This is a genomic window from Parabacteroides massiliensis, assembly GCF_900155425.1.
In the GTDB taxonomy this organism is placed as follows: domain Bacteria; phylum Bacteroidota; class Bacteroidia; order Bacteroidales; family Tannerellaceae; genus Parabacteroides; species Parabacteroides massiliensis.
Map to the genome: position 1 here is coordinate 276306 of NZ_LT700191.1, position 18635 is coordinate 294940.

At 47.1% G+C, this 18635-nt stretch carries 10 protein-coding genes; 3 read left to right on the plus strand and 7 right to left on the minus strand.

Annotation, left to right across the window (positions count from 1 at the left end; genetic code table 11):
• Window positions 1–6: 6 nt before the first annotated feature.
• Window positions 7–1269: an ABC transporter permease gene (locus tag BQ9893_RS12195; protein WP_075966288.1), complete on the minus strand. Its 1263-nt coding sequence runs from the start codon at window positions 1267–1269 to the stop codon at window positions 7–9.
• Window positions 1270–1287: 18 nt separating this feature from the next.
• On the minus strand, window positions 1288–2535 hold the full coding sequence (locus BQ9893_RS12200) for an efflux RND transporter periplasmic adaptor subunit (protein WP_075966289.1): 1248 nt from the start codon (window positions 2533–2535) through the stop codon (window positions 1288–1290).
• Between the two features lie 204 nt (window positions 2536–2739).
• Between BQ9893_RS12200 and BQ9893_RS12205 the strand changes: the two genes are divergently transcribed.
• The gene (locus tag BQ9893_RS12205) at window positions 2740–3588 is read left to right on the plus strand and encodes a PepSY-like domain-containing protein (protein WP_075966290.1); all 849 of its coding nucleotides are present in this window, start codon (window positions 2740–2742) and stop codon (window positions 3586–3588) included.
• An 89-nt stretch (window positions 3589–3677) separates the two neighbouring features.
• Here the strand turns inward: BQ9893_RS12205 and galB are convergent, their stop codons facing one another.
• Window positions 3678–6182, minus strand: a complete 2505-nt coding sequence (galB, locus tag BQ9893_RS12210) for a beta-galactosidase GalB (RefSeq protein WP_075966291.1) — start codon at window positions 6180–6182, stop codon at window positions 3678–3680.
• Window positions 6183–6268: 86 nt separating this feature from the next.
• On the opposite strand from galB, the gene BQ9893_RS12215 reads away from it, so the two are divergent.
• Both BQ9893_RS12215 and BQ9893_RS12220 read left to right on the plus strand, forming a co-directional pair.
• Entirely contained in the window at window positions 6269–7588 is a 1320-nt protein-coding gene (locus tag BQ9893_RS12215; RefSeq protein ID WP_075966292.1) for an anaerobic C4-dicarboxylate transporter family protein, read from the plus strand.
• Window positions 7589–7680: 92 nt separating this feature from the next.
• Entirely contained in the window at window positions 7681–8517 is an 837-nt protein-coding gene (locus BQ9893_RS12220; RefSeq protein ID WP_075966293.1) for an OmpA/MotB family protein, read from the plus strand.
• Between the two features lie 23 nt (window positions 8518–8540).
• Here the strand turns inward: BQ9893_RS12220 and BQ9893_RS12225 are convergent, their stop codons facing one another.
• The 4 genes from BQ9893_RS12225 to BQ9893_RS12240 form a co-directional block, all read right to left on the minus strand.
• Window positions 8541–10490 (minus strand): ABC-F family ATP-binding cassette domain-containing protein, encoded by a 1950-nt coding sequence (locus tag BQ9893_RS12225; RefSeq protein WP_075966294.1) that lies wholly within the window; start codon window positions 10488–10490, stop codon window positions 8541–8543.
• Window positions 10491–10621: 131 nt separating this feature from the next.
• A complete protein-coding gene (locus BQ9893_RS12230; RefSeq protein WP_075966295.1) occupies window positions 10622–13537 on the minus strand; it encodes a glycoside hydrolase family 2 TIM barrel-domain containing protein in 2916 nt (971 codons plus the stop codon).
• A 95-nt stretch (window positions 13538–13632) separates the two neighbouring features.
• Window positions 13633–15240 (minus strand): RagB/SusD family nutrient uptake outer membrane protein, encoded by a 1608-nt coding sequence (locus BQ9893_RS12235; protein ID WP_075966296.1) that lies wholly within the window; start codon window positions 15238–15240, stop codon window positions 13633–13635.
• Window positions 15241–15277: 37 nt separating this feature from the next.
• A complete protein-coding gene (locus BQ9893_RS12240; protein WP_075966297.1) occupies window positions 15278–18361 on the minus strand; it encodes a SusC/RagA family TonB-linked outer membrane protein in 3084 nt (1027 codons plus the stop codon).
• Between the last annotated feature and the right edge of the window lie 274 nt (window positions 18362–18635).

Here is an 18635-nt window from a genome sequence, read left to right on the forward strand (position 1 = left end):
TCAAGTTTATTTATTGTTTAACGCATCCACAATCTGTTCACGGGCAATACGGATTGCCGGAAGACCGGCGCTCAGCAGGTTCAGCAGCAGGGTAAAGAAGAGGGCGGCAGCAAACAGGACGGGTTTGAAAAGCATCTCGAAAGTAACCGCCGTCTCTTTTGTCAAGAGAAACGACTTGCCGAGTTGGAGCATGACAACGGACAGGACAATCCCGATCAAACCTCCGATCAGAGTGATAATCAGATTCTCGCATAAGACCTGTACGAGCAGGCGTCCTTTCGTTGCCCCAAACGCTTTACGAAGCCCCATCTCCGAACGACGTTTCTGGACAGACGACTGCACAACACCTGTCAGATTCAGCGTCGGCACCAACAACAGAAACAACAGCAAAGGAGCCGTTTTCGTCAGATATTCTTTCCATCCCTTCCGGATGCCACCATTCATATCGTTCGATCCCAAAGCCAGATCCAAACGAGAGAAGACAAAGTTCATTCCCAAAACGAACTCCCGGCCTGCAGCATTATAACGACTGACAGCCTGCTTGATTTCCGTACGGATCGACTCGAAATCGCTTGTTGAACGGGCCAGGATAATTCCCTGGAAACTACCGCAGACACCACCACACGACATACCGTTCACATAATTCGCATTGCTGGTATAAGGAGCCCAGACATCTGCGTAGGCACTGTAAGCGGCCCGCGTCGGATCTTCCACCACTCCCGTAACCGTATGCGGAACATATCCTATCAGCACATCTTTTCCAATCGGGTCCTCCGATCCGAAAAGCTCGCGGGCCAATGTATTCGCAATGACTACACGAGGCAGACCGGAACTGAAATCAGCATCCGTAAACGGTTTGCCGGAAACAAAACGGAAATCAAAGACTTTCCAGAAACCGGGATCGGTGTACTTTATTACATATTCCCTGAACAACTGCCGGTCCGGCAGAGAGACAATCGCATTATTTCTCGCTATCGCCGTCACAGCCTCGGGTGTTTGAAGCGGATAAAGGCATTCTTTCACTACACCATCGGACATGTTGGTCGAATTCCGGTTTTTGTCATCCCGTGAATCCGCCCGTATCCCCAAGATATAAAGCATCCTGTCCCGGTTCGACTCCGGACGGAAACCGACCAAGTTGATCTGAAACTGGAGAACCACGACCAGTATCATCGATATTGAAAGTGCCGTTCCAAGAATTGAAATCACACTGGTAAGGCGATTCTCCTTCAACATCTGGAGAGCTTGTTTGAAATACTGTTTGAACATAAAGTTTACTTTTATTTGTTAATCTTCTATTTTCAGTTTATTCTTATCCTTATAAGCATTCATGTCTGAAACGACGACCTCATCACCTTCCTGCAAACCACTGATCACTTCGACATATTCGAAATTGCTGTCTCCCAGCTGCACTTTACGTTTCAACAACTGGTCGCCGTTTACGACAAAAAGTTCGTATTCGCCTTTTCCGACATAATAAGAGGAGTTGGCAATGCGGAGCACATCATCCTTCACGGCATTCATCACATAGACATCGGTCTTCAAACCGGAACGAAGACGCCTATGATTATCTTCTTCCAATTGGACGGTAAAGGAAATTACACCGTTCTTCGACAAGGGAGTAACATCACTGACCGTCCCGTTCAGCTTTTCACTGCCGATCTTGATAACCGCCTTGCTGCCTGCGGCAATACGGTCACCATAGGTATCGGCAATCTCGCCTTCTATCTTGAAATGGGATAAGTCGGAAACGATTGCCACCTTTGCCCCCTGGCCTATCTGCGAACCAATCTCGTTGTTCACATAGGTCAGGATCGCTTTACGAGGCGAACGGATCTGGGCATCCTCCAACGTACGTCGGGTTTCGGCAAGGCTCTTGCGGAAGATGTTCAAGTCCAATTCTTTTACTTTCAACTCCGCTTCGGCAAGGGCCTGTTCATTCTTATATTTTTGTTCGTCTTCCTTCAACTTGAGAACACTCACATTATAATCGAGTTCCACTTGGCGGACTTTGTCGGTCGTACCGGCTCCCAGACTGTCCAAATAGCGTTCGTTTCGGAGTTCGACAGCTTTGCGATCTAGTTCCATGCGGGAGACTTTCAAGTTCATTTCCATTTCTGAAAGTTTGTTGTGGTTCGTCACGCGTTGTTGTTCCAGTTGCAGGCTCTTCATCTGCTCTTCGTCCAACTGCTTGTTATATTCCGTCTCGGCACTCTGTAAATCCAGTTTCAGGATAGGCGTGCCGACATCGACCGAATCCCCGCCCCGCTTATACACTTCTACGATACGGGAGTTGATCGGTGAATTGATGATCTCCTCAAATGCCGGAATCACTTTACCGGACGCGCTGACCGAAACTTCGATCACTCCCTTGTCGACCGTCGAAATATTGAGATCTTTCCGTTTCAGGCTGGTCTGAAGTATGGAAAACACCATTACGGTCAGGACGATAAGGACACCGGCGATTGCTCCTATCTTGATAAACTGTTTGCGTTGTTCCTTTCTCTGAACTTCTTTTGAAATCTCTCTGTCCATATTTAGCATTGTTTTTATTCTTCTTTTTCCGGCATTCCGCCTTGACGGCTTTTACAGGGCAAACTCCGTGCCAAAAACATAAATCATTGATTACGTGAAGATATGAATCGGAACAGGTGTTCAAAATCGGACAGAGTGTTCGGTTTTGAGAGAACTTTTCGACCTCACCTGTTGTTTATTCGTAACAAATTAAAACGATAAATCATGAAGACTAAAATTTCAATCTTTACAATCTTCGCAAGTTTTGCCCTGCTCTTTGCCAACTGTAGCAAAGACGACGAAAACATACCGGGCGGCATCGAACCTCCTAAAACAATCCTGGACGCTTTCAAGGCCAAATATCCGGATGCACATGACACAGAATGGACTGTCAATGACGATTATTATATAATAGACTTTGAGAATAACTCTCTCGATAACACTGCCTGGTTCGACCATCTCGGAGTATGGGCCATGATTAAGACGGATTTACCGCTAAACCTGTTGCCTGCGGCTATCTCGGCCGATATCAAACAAGGGAAATATGCCGGATGGAAGATAGAGGAAGCCGATACCATCGGCAGAGCCGGAATGGGAACCGTATATAAGGTGGAAGTTGAAAAAGCGAAACAGGAAACCGACCTGTATTATACTTTATACGGCGACCTGATCAAAACATCCGATAATGCTAAAGATGATATCGACCAACCGATCATCATCCCTGAAAAAGTGGCCGACCTGATGGGACTGACCTTCCAGGGAGCAGAATTGCTGTATATAGAAAACACAACCTTTGGCGTACAATTGGCAATCCTCGACGGGAAGACTTTAAAGATTGTCGAACTGACCCAGATATATACATGGAAAAGTACGACCTGGAAAGTCTCGGAACAGGAAGTACCGACAGTCATCATGGATGCGTTCAGAGCCTCCGAATACGGAAATGACCAAGTGGAATCTATTTACATGTTTATCGATGCCAACGGTGCGTTCCACAAATTCAATGTCATACATGACGGGCAGGCCGTAACGGTCGAGTTCGATGTGTTTGGAAATATCGTCACCAACAAATAAAAACGGACAGGCCTCGGATTCCGAACGAATGCCTGTCCGTTCTGAATCCGAAGCCTGTCCGTTTTATCGGGATGGGCGGAAAAATCCACCTATTCGCTGATCAATTCAATTTTTGAACTTTCCACACCCGGAGCAGAAGCTTCGAAGACAATGACGCCCGGTGTTTCTTCCGTCTGTACGATTGCTGTCAGTTGGCCTTTGAAAAGAGACATCTGCGGAGCCTGGAAAGATTCGAGAGATGAAGGGTCACCGTTGGCGGCCGCACGGTAAGAGCCCAAGCCGCGGACATTGAACTTCACCTTATGGGTTGCATCCGGACAAAGGTTGCCGTTCTTGTCGACAACACGGACATTGATAAAAGAGAGATCCTTGCCATCAGCTTTCAGGCGATCGCGGTCTGCGGTCAGTTCGATATGGTGAGGCTTGCCTGCCGTATGTACTTCCTCTTCCGCAACGGCGTTGCCATCCTTGTCATACGCAATCACTTTCAACGTACCCGGCTCATATTTCGTATCCATCCACATCAGGCGGTAGCGCTTCTGCCGTTCGAAACTTTTCTGAGCGGCTTCCGTATAGCTGCTGTCCAATCCGACGCTCAAGTCTTTCGTGCGTTTGCCTTGGCTCTTGCCGTTGATGAACAGTTCGGCTGAAGGATAATTCGTGTATACAAAGACAGGTGTTACTTCACCTTCACGTCCCGGCCAGGTCCAGTGAGGCAGGATATGCAACGTACGTTCAGCCTTGTTCCAATGGCTGCGGTACAAGTAGAAACGATCCTTTGGAATACCTGCAAGGTCGATGATGCCGAACAGAGAGCTATGGCTTGGCCAATCCGTATAGTAGGGAGTCGGTTCACCCAAATAATCGAATCCTGTCCACACGAACTCACCGATGCAATACGGCAAATCTTCATGCTGGATAAAGTCGTCTTCCGGCAGATTAGACCAACCGCAATGCTCCACATCGTAACTGGAGCTCTGATGGTCGTCATATTTAGCCATCGCCTTACGTTCGACCGGAAATTTATAAACGCCACGAGAACTAACCGTCGAAGCGGTTTCGCTACCTAAAATGATCCGCTGCGGCAACTTTTTGTAGTTAATTTTGTATTTGAAAGGACGATAGTTAAAACCGGCCACATCCATCACGGCTGCAAAGTTGTTATTGACCACCGCATCCGGAGCATCCATTCCCTGGGTTACCGGACGTGTCGGATCTTCACGATGGCAGATATCCTGCAACCATTTGGCAATTTTACAATCTCCTTCATTCCACTGGTTGGGCACTTCATTGCCGACACACCACATGACAACACTCGGATTGTTGCGGAAGTTATGAAGCAGATTCATGAGGTCTTTTTCCGCCCATTCGTCGAAAAGCAGATTGTAACCGTTCCGGCATTTAGCCACGTTCCATTCGTCAAAGCTCTCCGCCATGATCATCATACCCATTTCATCACAAGCCCTTATCAACTCAGGAGCAGGCATATTGTGGGAAGTTCGGATCGCGTTGCACCCCATGTCTTTCAGAATACGTATCTGGCGACGGATGGCTGCATCGTTGACGGCAACCCCCAACGGACCGAGATCATGATGGTTACAGACCCCCTTAAAGACAGTCTGCTTGCCATTCAGGAAGAAACCTTTGTCCGGTATGATCTCGATCGAGCGGATGCCGAAAGGAGTCGTGTAGATATCCTTCAGCTTGTCACCTTCGTACAGGCGGGTTTCTGCGGAATACAAAGCAGGCATTTCCGGAGACCATAAGGATGGGTCCTGGATAATAAAATCCTGTTCCACCTGGTCGTTGTCATATTTCATTTGCGCAAGAGAAGTACGGACAGCCGTCAACTTCTGCTTGTCCGGATTCCATAGGCTGGTCTCGACACTATATCGGGCTGGATCAGCGCCTTCGGGCAGGACCACCTTGGCGCGTACGTTCACTTTCGCAAACTTTTCGTTTACCGAAGGAGTCGTGATATATGTTCCCCAAACCGGAATATAGGCATCTTCGGTAACAATCAGATGAACATTCCGGTAAAGACCGGCTCCGGGATACCAACGGGAAGACTCCGGCTGGTTTTCCAAACGTACAGCCAATGTGTTCTTCTGTCCGGGCTTCAGATATTTCGTGATATCGAAGTGGAAAGAGTTGTAGCCATACGGCCAATAGCCGACCTTCTGCCCGTTGATATAGACATTGGCATGGCTCATCGCTCCGTCGAACAGGATCGTTGCCCGCTTGCCAGCCTGGAACTGAGGGACATCGAACTCGGTACGATACCATCCCACACCGACAAACGGCAGTCCGCCGGTACGTCCGGCATGCTCCATCGCCTCTTTTTGGCCATCCTGCGAGATGGCGACCTCCTGTTTATCGTTCTGGGAACTGAAAGGGCCGTAGATCGCCCAATCGTGCGGGACAGTCACAGACTGCCACTTGCTGTCGTCAAAAGCAGGTTTTATAAACTCATTGTTGTCTTCGCGGGTGAATTTCCAGTTTTTCTCCAACAGAAACTCACTCCGTCCTTGTGCCGACAATGCCGACACGCACCCAAACAAGCCTACCAAAGCTGCGAAATAGATTCTTTTCATTCGTATTAATTGTTTTTGTAGTACTTAGCGCAACAAAAATAATTAAATTTGTGACCTTTACAAACTAAATCTACATTTAACAAGACATGCTGTTACAATTATTATTCGTTTTAGTTGCAATTATTATCGGAGCCCGCCTCGGCGGTATCGGTTTAGGAGTATTGGGTGGCCTGGGATTAGGCATCCTCACTTTCGCCTTCGGCCTGGAACCGACTTCCCCTCCTATCGACGTAATGCTGATGATCGTTGCTGTCATCGCTGCCGCCAGTTGCATGCAGGCAGCCGGCGGACTGGACCTGATGGTGAAATGGGCGGAAAAACTACTGCGCAAGAATCCTTCCAAGATCACGATCCTCAGCCCGTTGGTAACTTACATATTCACATTCATTGCCGGAACGGGACATGTAGCCTATTCAGTCCTTCCCGTGATAGCGGAAGTGGCAACGGAAACAAAGATACGTCCCGAACGACCATTGGGAATTGCGGTGATCGCGTCCCAGCAAGCCATTACGGCCAGTCCGATCTCTGCGGCGACCGTAGCGTTGCTCAGCATGCTGTCGGGACATGACATATCGTTGATGAACATCCTGATGATCTCCGTCCCTTGCACATTGGCAGGTGTTCTGGCAGGAGCGTTCTGTTCGCTGCATGTCGGAAAAGAGTTGATGGAAGATCCTGAATACCTGCGCCGTGTGGCAAACAAGGAGTTCAGCGACAATAAATATGTAGCCAAAGGAGTCGAAAACCATCGTGCCGCCCTCCTGTCAGTGATCATATTCGTAGCAGCGACAATCGGTATCGTCCTGTTTGGCTCTATGGATACACTGCGACCGGCATTCAGCCTGGCAAACGGGGCAACCCGACAAATGCAGATGGCGCATATCATCGAGATATTGATGCTTTCAGCCGCCGCCCTTATCCTGCTCGTCACCCGGACGGATGGAATAAAGGCCGTACAAGGTTCCGTTTTCTCCGCCGGCATGCAAGCCGTCGTCGCGATCTTCGGTATCGCTTGGATGGGTGACACCTTTATCGGCGGGAACATGACGGAACTGAAAGGCTCGATCGAACACATCGTAACGGAAATGCCGTGGCTTTTCGGCCTGGCCTTATTCGTGATGTCCATTCTTTTATTCAGCCAGGCGGCGACCATCCGCGCAATGTTGCCGTTAGGAATCGCCCTCGGCATCTCTCCCTATATGCTGATAGCGCTGTTCCCCGCCGTAAACGGATATTTCTTTATCCCGAACTATCCGACCATCGTTGCCGCCATCAATTTCGACCGTACCGGAACGACGCACATAGGCAAATATCTCCTCAACCATTCGTTTATGATGCCGGGATTGGTTGCCACAGGAGTGTCAGTTGCGTTGGGGTTGTTGTTAACGCGGATCATGTTGCCGTGAGACCTTAATTATAGTTTAATTATTTGCAAATATCCTAAACCCGATACAAGTAATGTACAATAAATATTACATTCGTTGAAATTATCCACAAAATGAAAAAAGTTCTATTAGTTGCAGTCTCCGCACTGCTTGCCTGCACTTCTTGTGTAACGAAGAAAAAGTATCTGCTGGCCGAAAACGGACGCCTGGAAGCTATTGCCCGGGGAGACGACCTGCAGAACCAACTTGTGAACTGCCGTGACAACAACGACGGCCTCACCTCACGTCTTGCCGTACTTGAACGAGACACCGCCCGCATGGGTAAAAACATTCGCAATTATCAAAGCATGCTCAGTGCCAACATGACGGAACAGGAAAAGCTGAATTCACTCCTGAGCCAGAAAATGAGCGAACTGGATGAACGCGAACGTACGATCAACGAACTGCAGGATATGATAAATGCCCAGACCGAACGGGTACAGAATCTGCTTAACAGCGTGAAGGATGCCCTTTTGGGGTTCAGTAGTGACGAACTGACCGTCCGTGAGAAAGATGGGAAAGTCTACGTCGCCATGTCGGACAAACTTCTTTTCGAATCGGGAAGCGCCCGTGTCGACAAACGAGGAAAGGAGGCTTTGGCCAAGCTCGCCGAGGTCCTCAACAAGCAATCCGACATCGATGTTTATATCGAAGGACATACCGACAGCAAACCTATCAACACAGCCCAATTCAAAGACAATTGGGATCTCAGTGTTATCCGCGCCACCTCGGTTGTCCGCATCCTGACAAAAGACTACAATGTCAATCCGCTGCAAATACAGCCTTGTGGCCGTGGAGAATTTATGCCGGTTGCCGACAATGAGACTGCTGACGGCCGTGCAAAAAACCGCCGCACGGAAATCATCATGGCTCCGAAACTGGATAAGTTATACCAGATGTTGAACCAGTAATCTGTAGAGAAAAGAATTGAATGCTAACGATTGGCAGCATTCAATTCTTCCAGTTCCATCGTCTGTTCCGCCCAAAGATCCATCGTATCGGAAAGGTTCTTCTTCAATTCGGAATATTCGGTGTATAGGGAAACATCCGCCGCCCCTTCGGGAGTAGCCAGTTTGGCCTCGATAGCGGCAATGGAGTTTTCAAGTTCCGTTATTTTCTTTTCGGATTCGGCTATCGCTTTTTCTATTTTCTTGATTGCCTTGCTTTGTTCCTTGCGAGCTTCATAAGAGAGCTTGTTTCGAGTCGGTTCCGAAGCGGTTCCTTCCGTAGAGGCGGTTGTAGCCTGGGCGGAACGTTCCAATTCGCGCAAGTTATCCATCTTTTTATGTTCCAAAAAATCATAAATGCCTCCTAAATGCTCGACCACCCGTTTATTTCCAAATTCATACACTTTGTCTACCAACCCATCCAGAAATTCACGGTCGTGCGAAACGACGATAACCGTGCCGTCGAACTCTTTCAAAGCATCTTTCAGCACATCTTTCGAACGCATGTCCAAATGGTTGGTCGGTTCGTCGAGGATCAGCAGGTTCACGGGTTCCAACAACAACCGGATCATGGCCAGACGGGTCTTTTCTCCACCTGACAACACTTTCACTTTCTTGTCCGATGCTTCTCCGCCGAACATGAAAGCTCCCAGTATATCCCGTATCTTCAGGCGGATATCCCCCTGCGCCACATAATCTACCGTATCGAAAACTGTCATATTCTCATCCAGCAACTGTGCCTGGTTCTGTGCAAAATAGCCGATCTTCACATTATGCCCCAACTGAAGCTTTCCTGTAAAATCGGTAATCTCTCCCATTATGCATTTAACCAACGTAGACTTACCTTCACCGTTCTTGCCGACAAAAGCGACTTTGTCTCCACGGTTAATCGTGAAAGTGGCATGTTCGAATATCAGATGGTCGCCATAGCGCTTGGCGACATCTTCCGCAATCACCGGATAAGAACCGGAACGGGGAGCCGGAGGAAATTTCAGGCTCAACATAGCCGTATCCACTTCGTCTACCTCGATGCGTTCGACCTTTTCCAACTGTTTGATACGGGATTGCACCTGCACAGATTTGGTCGCTTTATAGCGGAAACGCTCGATGAAAGCTTCCGTATCGGCCAATTTCTTCTGTTGGTTTTCAAAGGCACGAAGTTGTTGTTCGCGACGCTCTTTGCGCAATTCCACATATTCGGAATATTTTACCTTATAATCATAAATCTTCCCAAGTTCTATCTCTATCGTCCGGAAAGTCGTGTTATCGATAAACGCCCGGTCATGCGAAACCAGGATCACCGCATTGGCACGTGTCGCGATGAAGTTTTCAAGCCATTGGATAGACTCTATATCCAAATGGTTGGTCGGCTCGTCCAGCAACAGGACATCCGGTTTGCGGAGCAGGAGCTTGGCAAGCTCGATACGCATGCGCCATCCCCCACTGAACTCGGAGGTCGGCCGGTCGAAATCTTCACGGCTAAATCCCAAGCCGATCAATGTCCGTTCCAACTCGGCATGGTAGTTGTTTCCACCCATCATCTGGAAATGTTCCGTCAAATGCGTGACACGGTCTATGAGATTCTGATACGATTCCGTTTCATAATCGGTCCGTTCGGCCAGTTGTTGGTTCAGCCGTTCTATCTCCTTTTCCATCTCATGGATATGTTCGAAGGCCTGCTCCGCCTCTTCGCGCACCGTCTGTGTATCCGCCAGCTTCATCTGCTGGGGAAGATAACCGATCGTCGTCTCCTTCGGTACGCTGACCGTCCCGGAGGTAGGCGACTGCAATCCGGCAAATATTTTCAGCATCGTCGATTTTCCTGCACCGTTCTTTCCCACCAGTGCGATACGATCCTTCTTATTTACCACAAACGAAACATCATCAAAAAGCGTAAACCCGCCAAACTCAACTGTAAGTCCTTCAACAGAAATCATATTTTTTCTCTTTTTATGGCTGCAAAGGTATACAAAATTTTTATTGGACGGCTCCAAGTGCTCTCTTCCACTTCGATACCGTCCATCTTGTACGTTTGCCTCGACAGATTAGACGTGTTATACATTATATATTAATACAGAGAAAATTCCCCCAGGCCGGCACGTCCTTCGGAAACATCCTCGATTGTCAGGCGGATATATTTCACTTCTCGGTCAACCGTCATCGGTTTGAATTCCCACCCCGTACATTCGCGTTCATACAGGAGTTCCCATCGTTCGCCATCCTCAGAAGTCTCCACCTTATGCTTATAGGAAGAACTGTCTTTCTGGAAAAGAATGCGGCTGGCAGCCACGTATGCCGGACGGTCCAGTACCAGAGTGACCACCTGCGGCAACCGGTCTTCTCCGGCAATCCACCAAGTATGATCATCATTGTCGATTATATTGGAAGCCGGATATCCGTCCTGGCTGCTTCCAACCCGGACCGACGCAATTTTCAAACGAGGTCTTTCTAAGATGTGCTTTTGCCAGGAAGAAGGTTTTACCACGACATTGTCTTCCTCTTTCCCGGTAAACTGGGCATGTTTCCCATCGGGCAGATAGATTCCTTCAAACGGTTTCGTGCTGATTTCCGCTTCACCGGATGACAAACCTTCAGCTGTTGCCTTCACCGTAATCTTACCGGCTTTCTTCGTCGTGCGGACAAATGCGAAACCAACGCCTCCTTCCACCTTCTGAGGATTGATTCCGATACGGCTGATCGTATCTCCGACCAGCACTCCTTCACCAGACACCTGAATCCGGATTTCCTGTCCAGAGTTACAAACCAAAGAACCATTCTTGTCACAAACCTTAAAATAGACAGGGATCATATCCGAGCCGTCGGCAACAGGGACAAGGCCATCCGTCTTGATATCCACAATCAGACGATCGGCTTTTCCCGGAGTGCTCACACTGTGGGTCGCCACCACCTTTCCGTCAACCAGCGCTTCCGCCTTTAATGTTCCGGCTTCATATCTCCCAGCATTAAAGACAAACACCGGGCTGCCGCCTTTCTCGACAACCGAACGATACAACGGTGTCCGTTCTTCCCGTGTCTGAGTTCCGATCAACTTCTCATTACGATAAAGACGGACTTCGTCGCAATTGGAAAAAACCGTTATATCTGTTGTAGACGAGGCGAAATCTCCCGAAGCATTATAAGAAGCGATAAAGACCATCGGCCCTTCATACAATCCGGGTTGTGAAACAGCTTTGTCCCTCATACTCTGCAACATGAAGTAGCTAAATTTCGGATACCTGTTGATATCCACCACACCGCTATACATCGTTTCATCCTGGCTGCCCCGTGCATAGTCATTGTAGCTCCAAACGAAATGTCCACCCATATGTGGATTGGCATCCAGCATGCACCAGTCAAAATAGCCTTTACCATTCAACTGCTCGATACGGCTACGACACTGGCGCATCTGTTCTTCCTCGCTTTCTTTCAAGCTGACACGCGGCTTTTCGCCTACGCCATCTCCCCATTCGCGGGTAAACAACGGCTTGACTACTATAAAATCTTCCGGATAATTACTCATCACATCCCCGTCTTTCGGGAATTTGGAAACCTGTTTATAAAAGACATCATAATAAGGCTCCATCTCCGCATGTCCGAAATAATCGCCCGCCGTGTACATCTGGTCACCCGGATACTCGGCATGAGACAGTTCGAAAATCTCTTTAGCCAAAGAGACCGGATAACGGGATTCGTTCAAAGCCGTTTCCCAAAGAACGACAGATGGATGGTTCCGGTCACGACGGATCATCTGGCGCCCGATCTCATACAAACGTTTAATAAAGGTGGAATCCGGATTATAGAACTGCCATCCGGGAATACACTCCACCACTAACAGTCCATACCGGTCACACGCCTCCAGGAAAGCCGGGTCATTCGGATAATGGGCGGCACGAACCGCATTATAACCACCGCGTTTCAGGTCGATCACATCCCGTACCTGCATCGAGTTAGAAGCCGCATCTCCAACATTGGCAAAAGCCTGGTGACGGTTGGCTCCGCGCATATACAGTTTTTCCCCGTTGATAAAGAATCCTTCCTCGGCCGTGTACCGGATCGTACGAATACCGATTTTCCGGGTGGTTTCGTCGAGAACTTTATCTTTCGATAATAATTGCGTACGCAAGGTGTAGAGATTAGGCGTATAAGGATGCCATAAAGCAGGTTGGTCGACAATGAGGTCCTGCTCCACCGTTCTGTCCGATTGCTTGTGCAAGGTGACCGATGTTTCAACCTCTGTAATGACATGGCCTGCCGAATCGACCAGTTGCGAGAAAACAGACAGTGCTTGATCTTTATCCGTCAAATTCCGGACATGAGTCGCAAGATGTGTCCTCGCCTTGTCTTTCGTTACTTCGGGAAACGTCACAAACTGACCTCCACCGGCAACAATATCTTCCTGCAACGGGTCGGTGATATATACTTTATCCGTAACCACCATCCGAACATCCCGGTAAATCCCACTATAATAATAGAAGTCCATCTTGTCTTGCGGCTTTCCCGGAGGTGTCAGCGGGTCCGGTTCGGCAGAAACCCGGACAGCCAGCACATTATTGCCGTTCCAATCGATACGGTCCGTAAGGTCTGCGACAAATCCCATATAACCGCCATGATGCTCCGTCAGTTTTTGACCGTTCAGATAAACATCGCAATTCGTCATCACTCCTTCAAAAGAGACGACGATCCGTTTATCCTTATATTTTGCAGGCAGTTTGAAATAACGGCGATACCAACCGATACCGTCATAAATGGAGTTTCCGCCGCAATGCTTCGTTTCCAATTGCATGATATGAGGCAGGGTAACAGGCATCCATCCGGAATCATCCAACTCCGTCCGGCTCCCCTCTTCCACTTCTCCTCGATAGAAAGCCCAGTCGGTATTCATATCCAGGATTTCCCGTCCGGAAGATGCAGCAGTATTACAGCTATATCCCAATACGACACAAACGGACAACAAGATAAAAGAAAATATTCGATAATACTTCATGCTATTTCAGTGTTTTTCAATACAAAGGAAAGGGATATATTGGAAATACTCCAATATACCCCTCTTAAAACATGATAAAAATATATCAGTACCTATTAATAACCTTCATTCTGTTTAAGTTGCTCTTTGTTTTTATCAATCGCACTCTGCGGTATCGGCAAATAGCGGTGATACGGTTTGAACACGCGTTCTTCCACCAATTCACTACCCGTAACAACGGCACGTTTTGTAGGATCAGTTTCGTTAGGATCGATCGTACCCGTGATAGCTTTCAAAGGACCGTTCAAAACTGTCTCAGCCACCATCTTGCCGCTGGCATCCGTCCAACGGATGATATCCTGACGGCGAAGACCTTCACCGGCCAATTCTACCGAACGTTCACGGCGAATCAATTCACGCAGTGTTTCTTTCGAACCGTATTTATTTTGATCTACATCCGGCATTCCGACGCGGTTACGGATCTGATTCAACATGCCATAAACCTCGGCAGACGGTCCGTTCAATTCATTTTCAGCTTCTGCATAGCTTAACAAAACTTCTGCATAACGGAAAATGATCGGTTGGCAATTGGTAGACCAAACATCATTGTACTGAGACATCGGAGCCAGATATTTCGCCCAAGTCAAACGAGTTTTGGAACAGTTGTTCGCTCCATTGTTATTGGGATTTGATTTTCCATTGATTTCCTTATCCAATGTGTTCAGCACCTCACCGTTCCAATCCATACCCGGATAAAGAACCGTCATAGCCATACGCGGGTCGCGGTTTGCAAACGGATGAGTAGCATCATAACCACTACCGGCTTCTTCTTTTGTCAAACCATTGCTCATTTCATAAGTATCGATCAGATTCTGTGTCGGAACCATAGAAGACCAACCGCCATCGCCATTGTTATACATTGTAGCGATCATCCAGTTCGAATACAAGTTTTCATCATGCTGAACAGCCGCGATGATTTCTTTCGAGTTTTGTCCGGCTACCATAAAAAGATTTTCGAAACTCGGATCCAGCTCATACTGTCCCAGGTCCATGATAGCCTTAGCAGCGTCTTTTGCCAATTGATAATCTGCATAGAACAGAGAAGCACGCATTTTCAATGCTAACGCCGTACCCTTTGCAATATAACCACTGGCTTTCGGTGCATCGTTCAACATCGGGACAGCTTCGTCCAGTTCATCATAGATAAACTTCTTCACCTCTTCAACCGTGTTACGCGGCACTTTTGCTTCATCGGCCGTTTCGTATGAATCAATGATAGCAACACCGCCATACAACCAGTTCATCAAGAAATACTGGTAAGCACGAATAGTCTTCACCTGTCCTATCAAATCATTTTTCTTGGCAGCGTCAGAGAATTCCACACCTTCGATATTTTTCAGGAAGTCATTGCAACGGCGGATCATTCCGAATGAATAATAGTTGGCGACATTACCCGTCGAACTCATCGTACCTGCTCCGATCTCTCTCCATCCTTCATGAGCATGGAAGTTAAATCCGAAGTCGGATGCACAATCCCAATACAAGATACCGGTTTCGTCTGCCCATCCGTCATAACATCCGATCAAGAATTTTTCGGCATCTCCTTCTGTTTTCCAAGTTGTAGCCGGAGACAAAGCATCCAATGGAGCCGTATCCAAGAAGTCCGAACAAGAAGTCCCGAACAGCGCCATTCCTGACAACATATATACTAATAATCGTTTCATATTTATATCAATCTTTTTTTATCTCTATTTTAAACTATCAGAAAGTTATATTCACACCAAAAGCATGTGTCTGTGTCAACGGGAAGCTGGAAGCACGTTCGGATCCGATTTCAGGATCGACACTTACAAGCATATTGTGGATCGTAAACAAATTTTCTACTGAATAATAAAAACGAACATTTTCAATACCAACCGATTTGATCACATTCTTCGGAAGTGAATAGCCAAACTGCAAGTTCTTCATACGCAGATAGCTGGAATTTTGTACCCAGAATGTAGAAGCGTTATAATTGTTCGATGTTTCATCATAAGCGACACGCGGCATTGTTGCATTCTTGTTCTCCGGAGTCCAAGCATCCAACCAAACGGTTGCAGGATGCGAGTCATCACCTGCAAAATATCCGGTAACTTCTCTGTTGATCAAACGGCTTACACCGGCAGCACCCGTGAATGTCATCGACAAATCGAAGTTCTTATAAGCGGCATTCAAGTTCAAACCGAATGTATACTTCGGATCTGTCGAACCAGCCAGGACACGGTCATCAGCATCAATCTTGCCATCACCGTTGGCATCCTGATAAATCAAGTCGCCGGCTTTAAACTTTTTAGAGAACGGATATCCCTCTTTTCCGGCATATTTATCCATCCAAGCTTGTGCGGCTTCGTCTGATTCAAAGAAACCATCTACCTTATAAACACGGTATGTGTTCAACGCTTCACCGATACGGCGTACCTTGTTGCTATTATTCGGATCGACCATATCCTTACTTCCATCGGTCAGGCCCAAATCTTGCAGAATATTCTTGTTATAGGCAAAGTTACCGGTTGCACCGAATGACCAGTCACCCCATTTGTTATTATAGCTCAAGATCACTTCCACACCACGGTTGGACATCTGACCGACATTATCCTTGTAAGCGCCCAAACCAAATTCGTCAGGGACAGGTACATCCATGATAATACCGGTTGTCTTACGGTCATAATAATCGAAAGTCACGTTGATCTTGTTGTTAAGCGTCGCATCGAAACCAAGTCCCCACGTACGAGACTTTTCCCAAGAGATGGAAGCCAATTTGTAGCTCTTCTGGTAATAACCACTCTGTAAAGAACCACCCAACGGATAGTTGGCATCCAAATTATAAGTGTTCATCCAAGGATAATAGTCATCCAACGCGCTTTGGTTACCTAACAGACCCCAAGAAGCACGCACCTTCAGGTTATTCAACCATTCGGATGTATTTTCCATGAAACTTTCTTCGCTCAAACGCCATGCACCGGAGAAAGAAGGGAAATATCCCCAACGATTGCCATCGGCAAAACGAGAAGAAGCATCCGCACGGATATTAGCTTCAAACAGATATTTGCCTGCATAATCATAGTTGATACGGCCGAACCAAGAGATCATCGCCAATTCACGAGTATAACCTCCATTTTTCTGTGTAGCGGCATCACCTGCATCCATATCTGTCAGGTCGTTTGTCGGGAAGTTCTTACGTTCAGAAGTATTTTCCCGATAATCATACTTTTCCGTATGCCAACCCGCCATTGCTTTCAAGCCGTGTTCGCCGAACTGCTTGTCATAGTTCAACAAAGCATCGAATGTAGCACGATGCCAACCGTAAAAGTTTTCATTCAACTTGTTCGGATCCGACTTCTTGCTTGGATTATACTGAATGAATTTCTGGAAAGCGCGATAATGCTGCTGGTTATTGACATAAGAACCGGTAACCGTTGCAACCAGTCCGTCGATGATCTTATAATCGGCAGACAACGTTCCCGAGAAGTTCTGGTTCTTACGATCCACTGTCTGATCCATATCCAGCCAAGCGATCGGGCTACCATCACTGATCGTACCCCAAGTACCATCCTCATAACGGCTAACAATCCACGGTGCGATACGGTTCAACTGGCGGATAATCTGGTCTGAACTACCACCGGCATAAGAAGAGTTCGGGTCGGAATAGTCGTTCTTGATATAAGCCAAATTCAAACGGACATTCAAACGTTCGTTCAACTTCATGTCCAAATTGGTACGAGCGTTGAATTGTTGTCTTTCGGCGTTAGGCAATATACCTGTTTGTCCTAAATAACCGACAGATCCCATATATTTTACGTTCTCCGTACCACCACTGACATTAACATTGTGAGAGTGCTGTACACCCGTCCGATAGGCTTCATCATACCAATCAGTGTTCGGATGTGTATAAGGAGAAGATCCATCGCGGAATTTATCCAGATCGGATTGTTCAAACCGCGGGTTCAAACCTGCGTCTACCATAGACTGGTTATACAGGCGCGCATAATCGTAAGAACTGATGCGGTCGATCATTTCCGTCGGTTTCTGCAGACCGACATATCCATTGTAAGAAATACGCGGCTTACCAGTCTTACCACGTTTCGTCGTAATCAAAATTACACCATTGGAAGCCTTCGATCCGTAAATAGCAGCAGAAGCAGCATCTTTCAATACGGAAATGCTTTCGATATCGTTCGGATCGACAGAGTTCATCGTACCGGTTTCGATACCATCGACCAAAATATAAGGATCAGCCGTGTTCAAGGTACCGACACCACGCACACGGATCGTACCTCCATCCTGTCCCGGACGTCCACCGCCGGAAGTAACCTGAACACCCGGCATCGTTCCTTGCAAAGCAGTAGAAACATTCTGAACAGGGCGGTTTTCCAAGGCTTTACTATCAATCTGAGCAACAGCTCCGGTCATGTTTACTTTTTTCTGCGTACCGTAACCAACGACAATGACTTCTTCCAGTTTCTGTGTATCTTCGACTAAGTTTACAGTTAAAGTTGCCTGACCGGTATACTTGATATCTTGAGTCACATAGCCAATGAAAGAAACCTGAAGGATATCACCATTGTTAACGTCCAACACAAAATTACCGTCCATGTCGGTAACAGTACCGTTTGTCGTTCCTTTTACGACTACCGACGCACCGGCAACCGGCCCTAATGCATCATTAACTGTACCTTTCAAACTCTTTTGTTGCTGAGAAATGCCAACTTTAGGTGTTGCTGTTCCATTAGATGCGAATACTGTCCCCGAGGAACATAAAGCAGCGGACAACAGCAAAAAGCTGACTGGTCTTACGATTTTCAACATACTAATTGTTTTTTGTTTAATAATAATTATAATAACCACGATATAAACAGATTTCAAGAAGGTGATAAAAACTCACTTATAAGCTCTTTACATTCATGGTATGATTTTTAACGCATATCATTATTTTGTCATATAAATACAGACATAGTCCTTGTAGGACTACGTTCTTTGACGTGGCAAATGTAACACATTTATTTATTATCGTGCATCTTTTTTTAGATAAATTTTTGCAAGAGCACCGTTAAATATATCCTTATGCCATTTTTTATACATT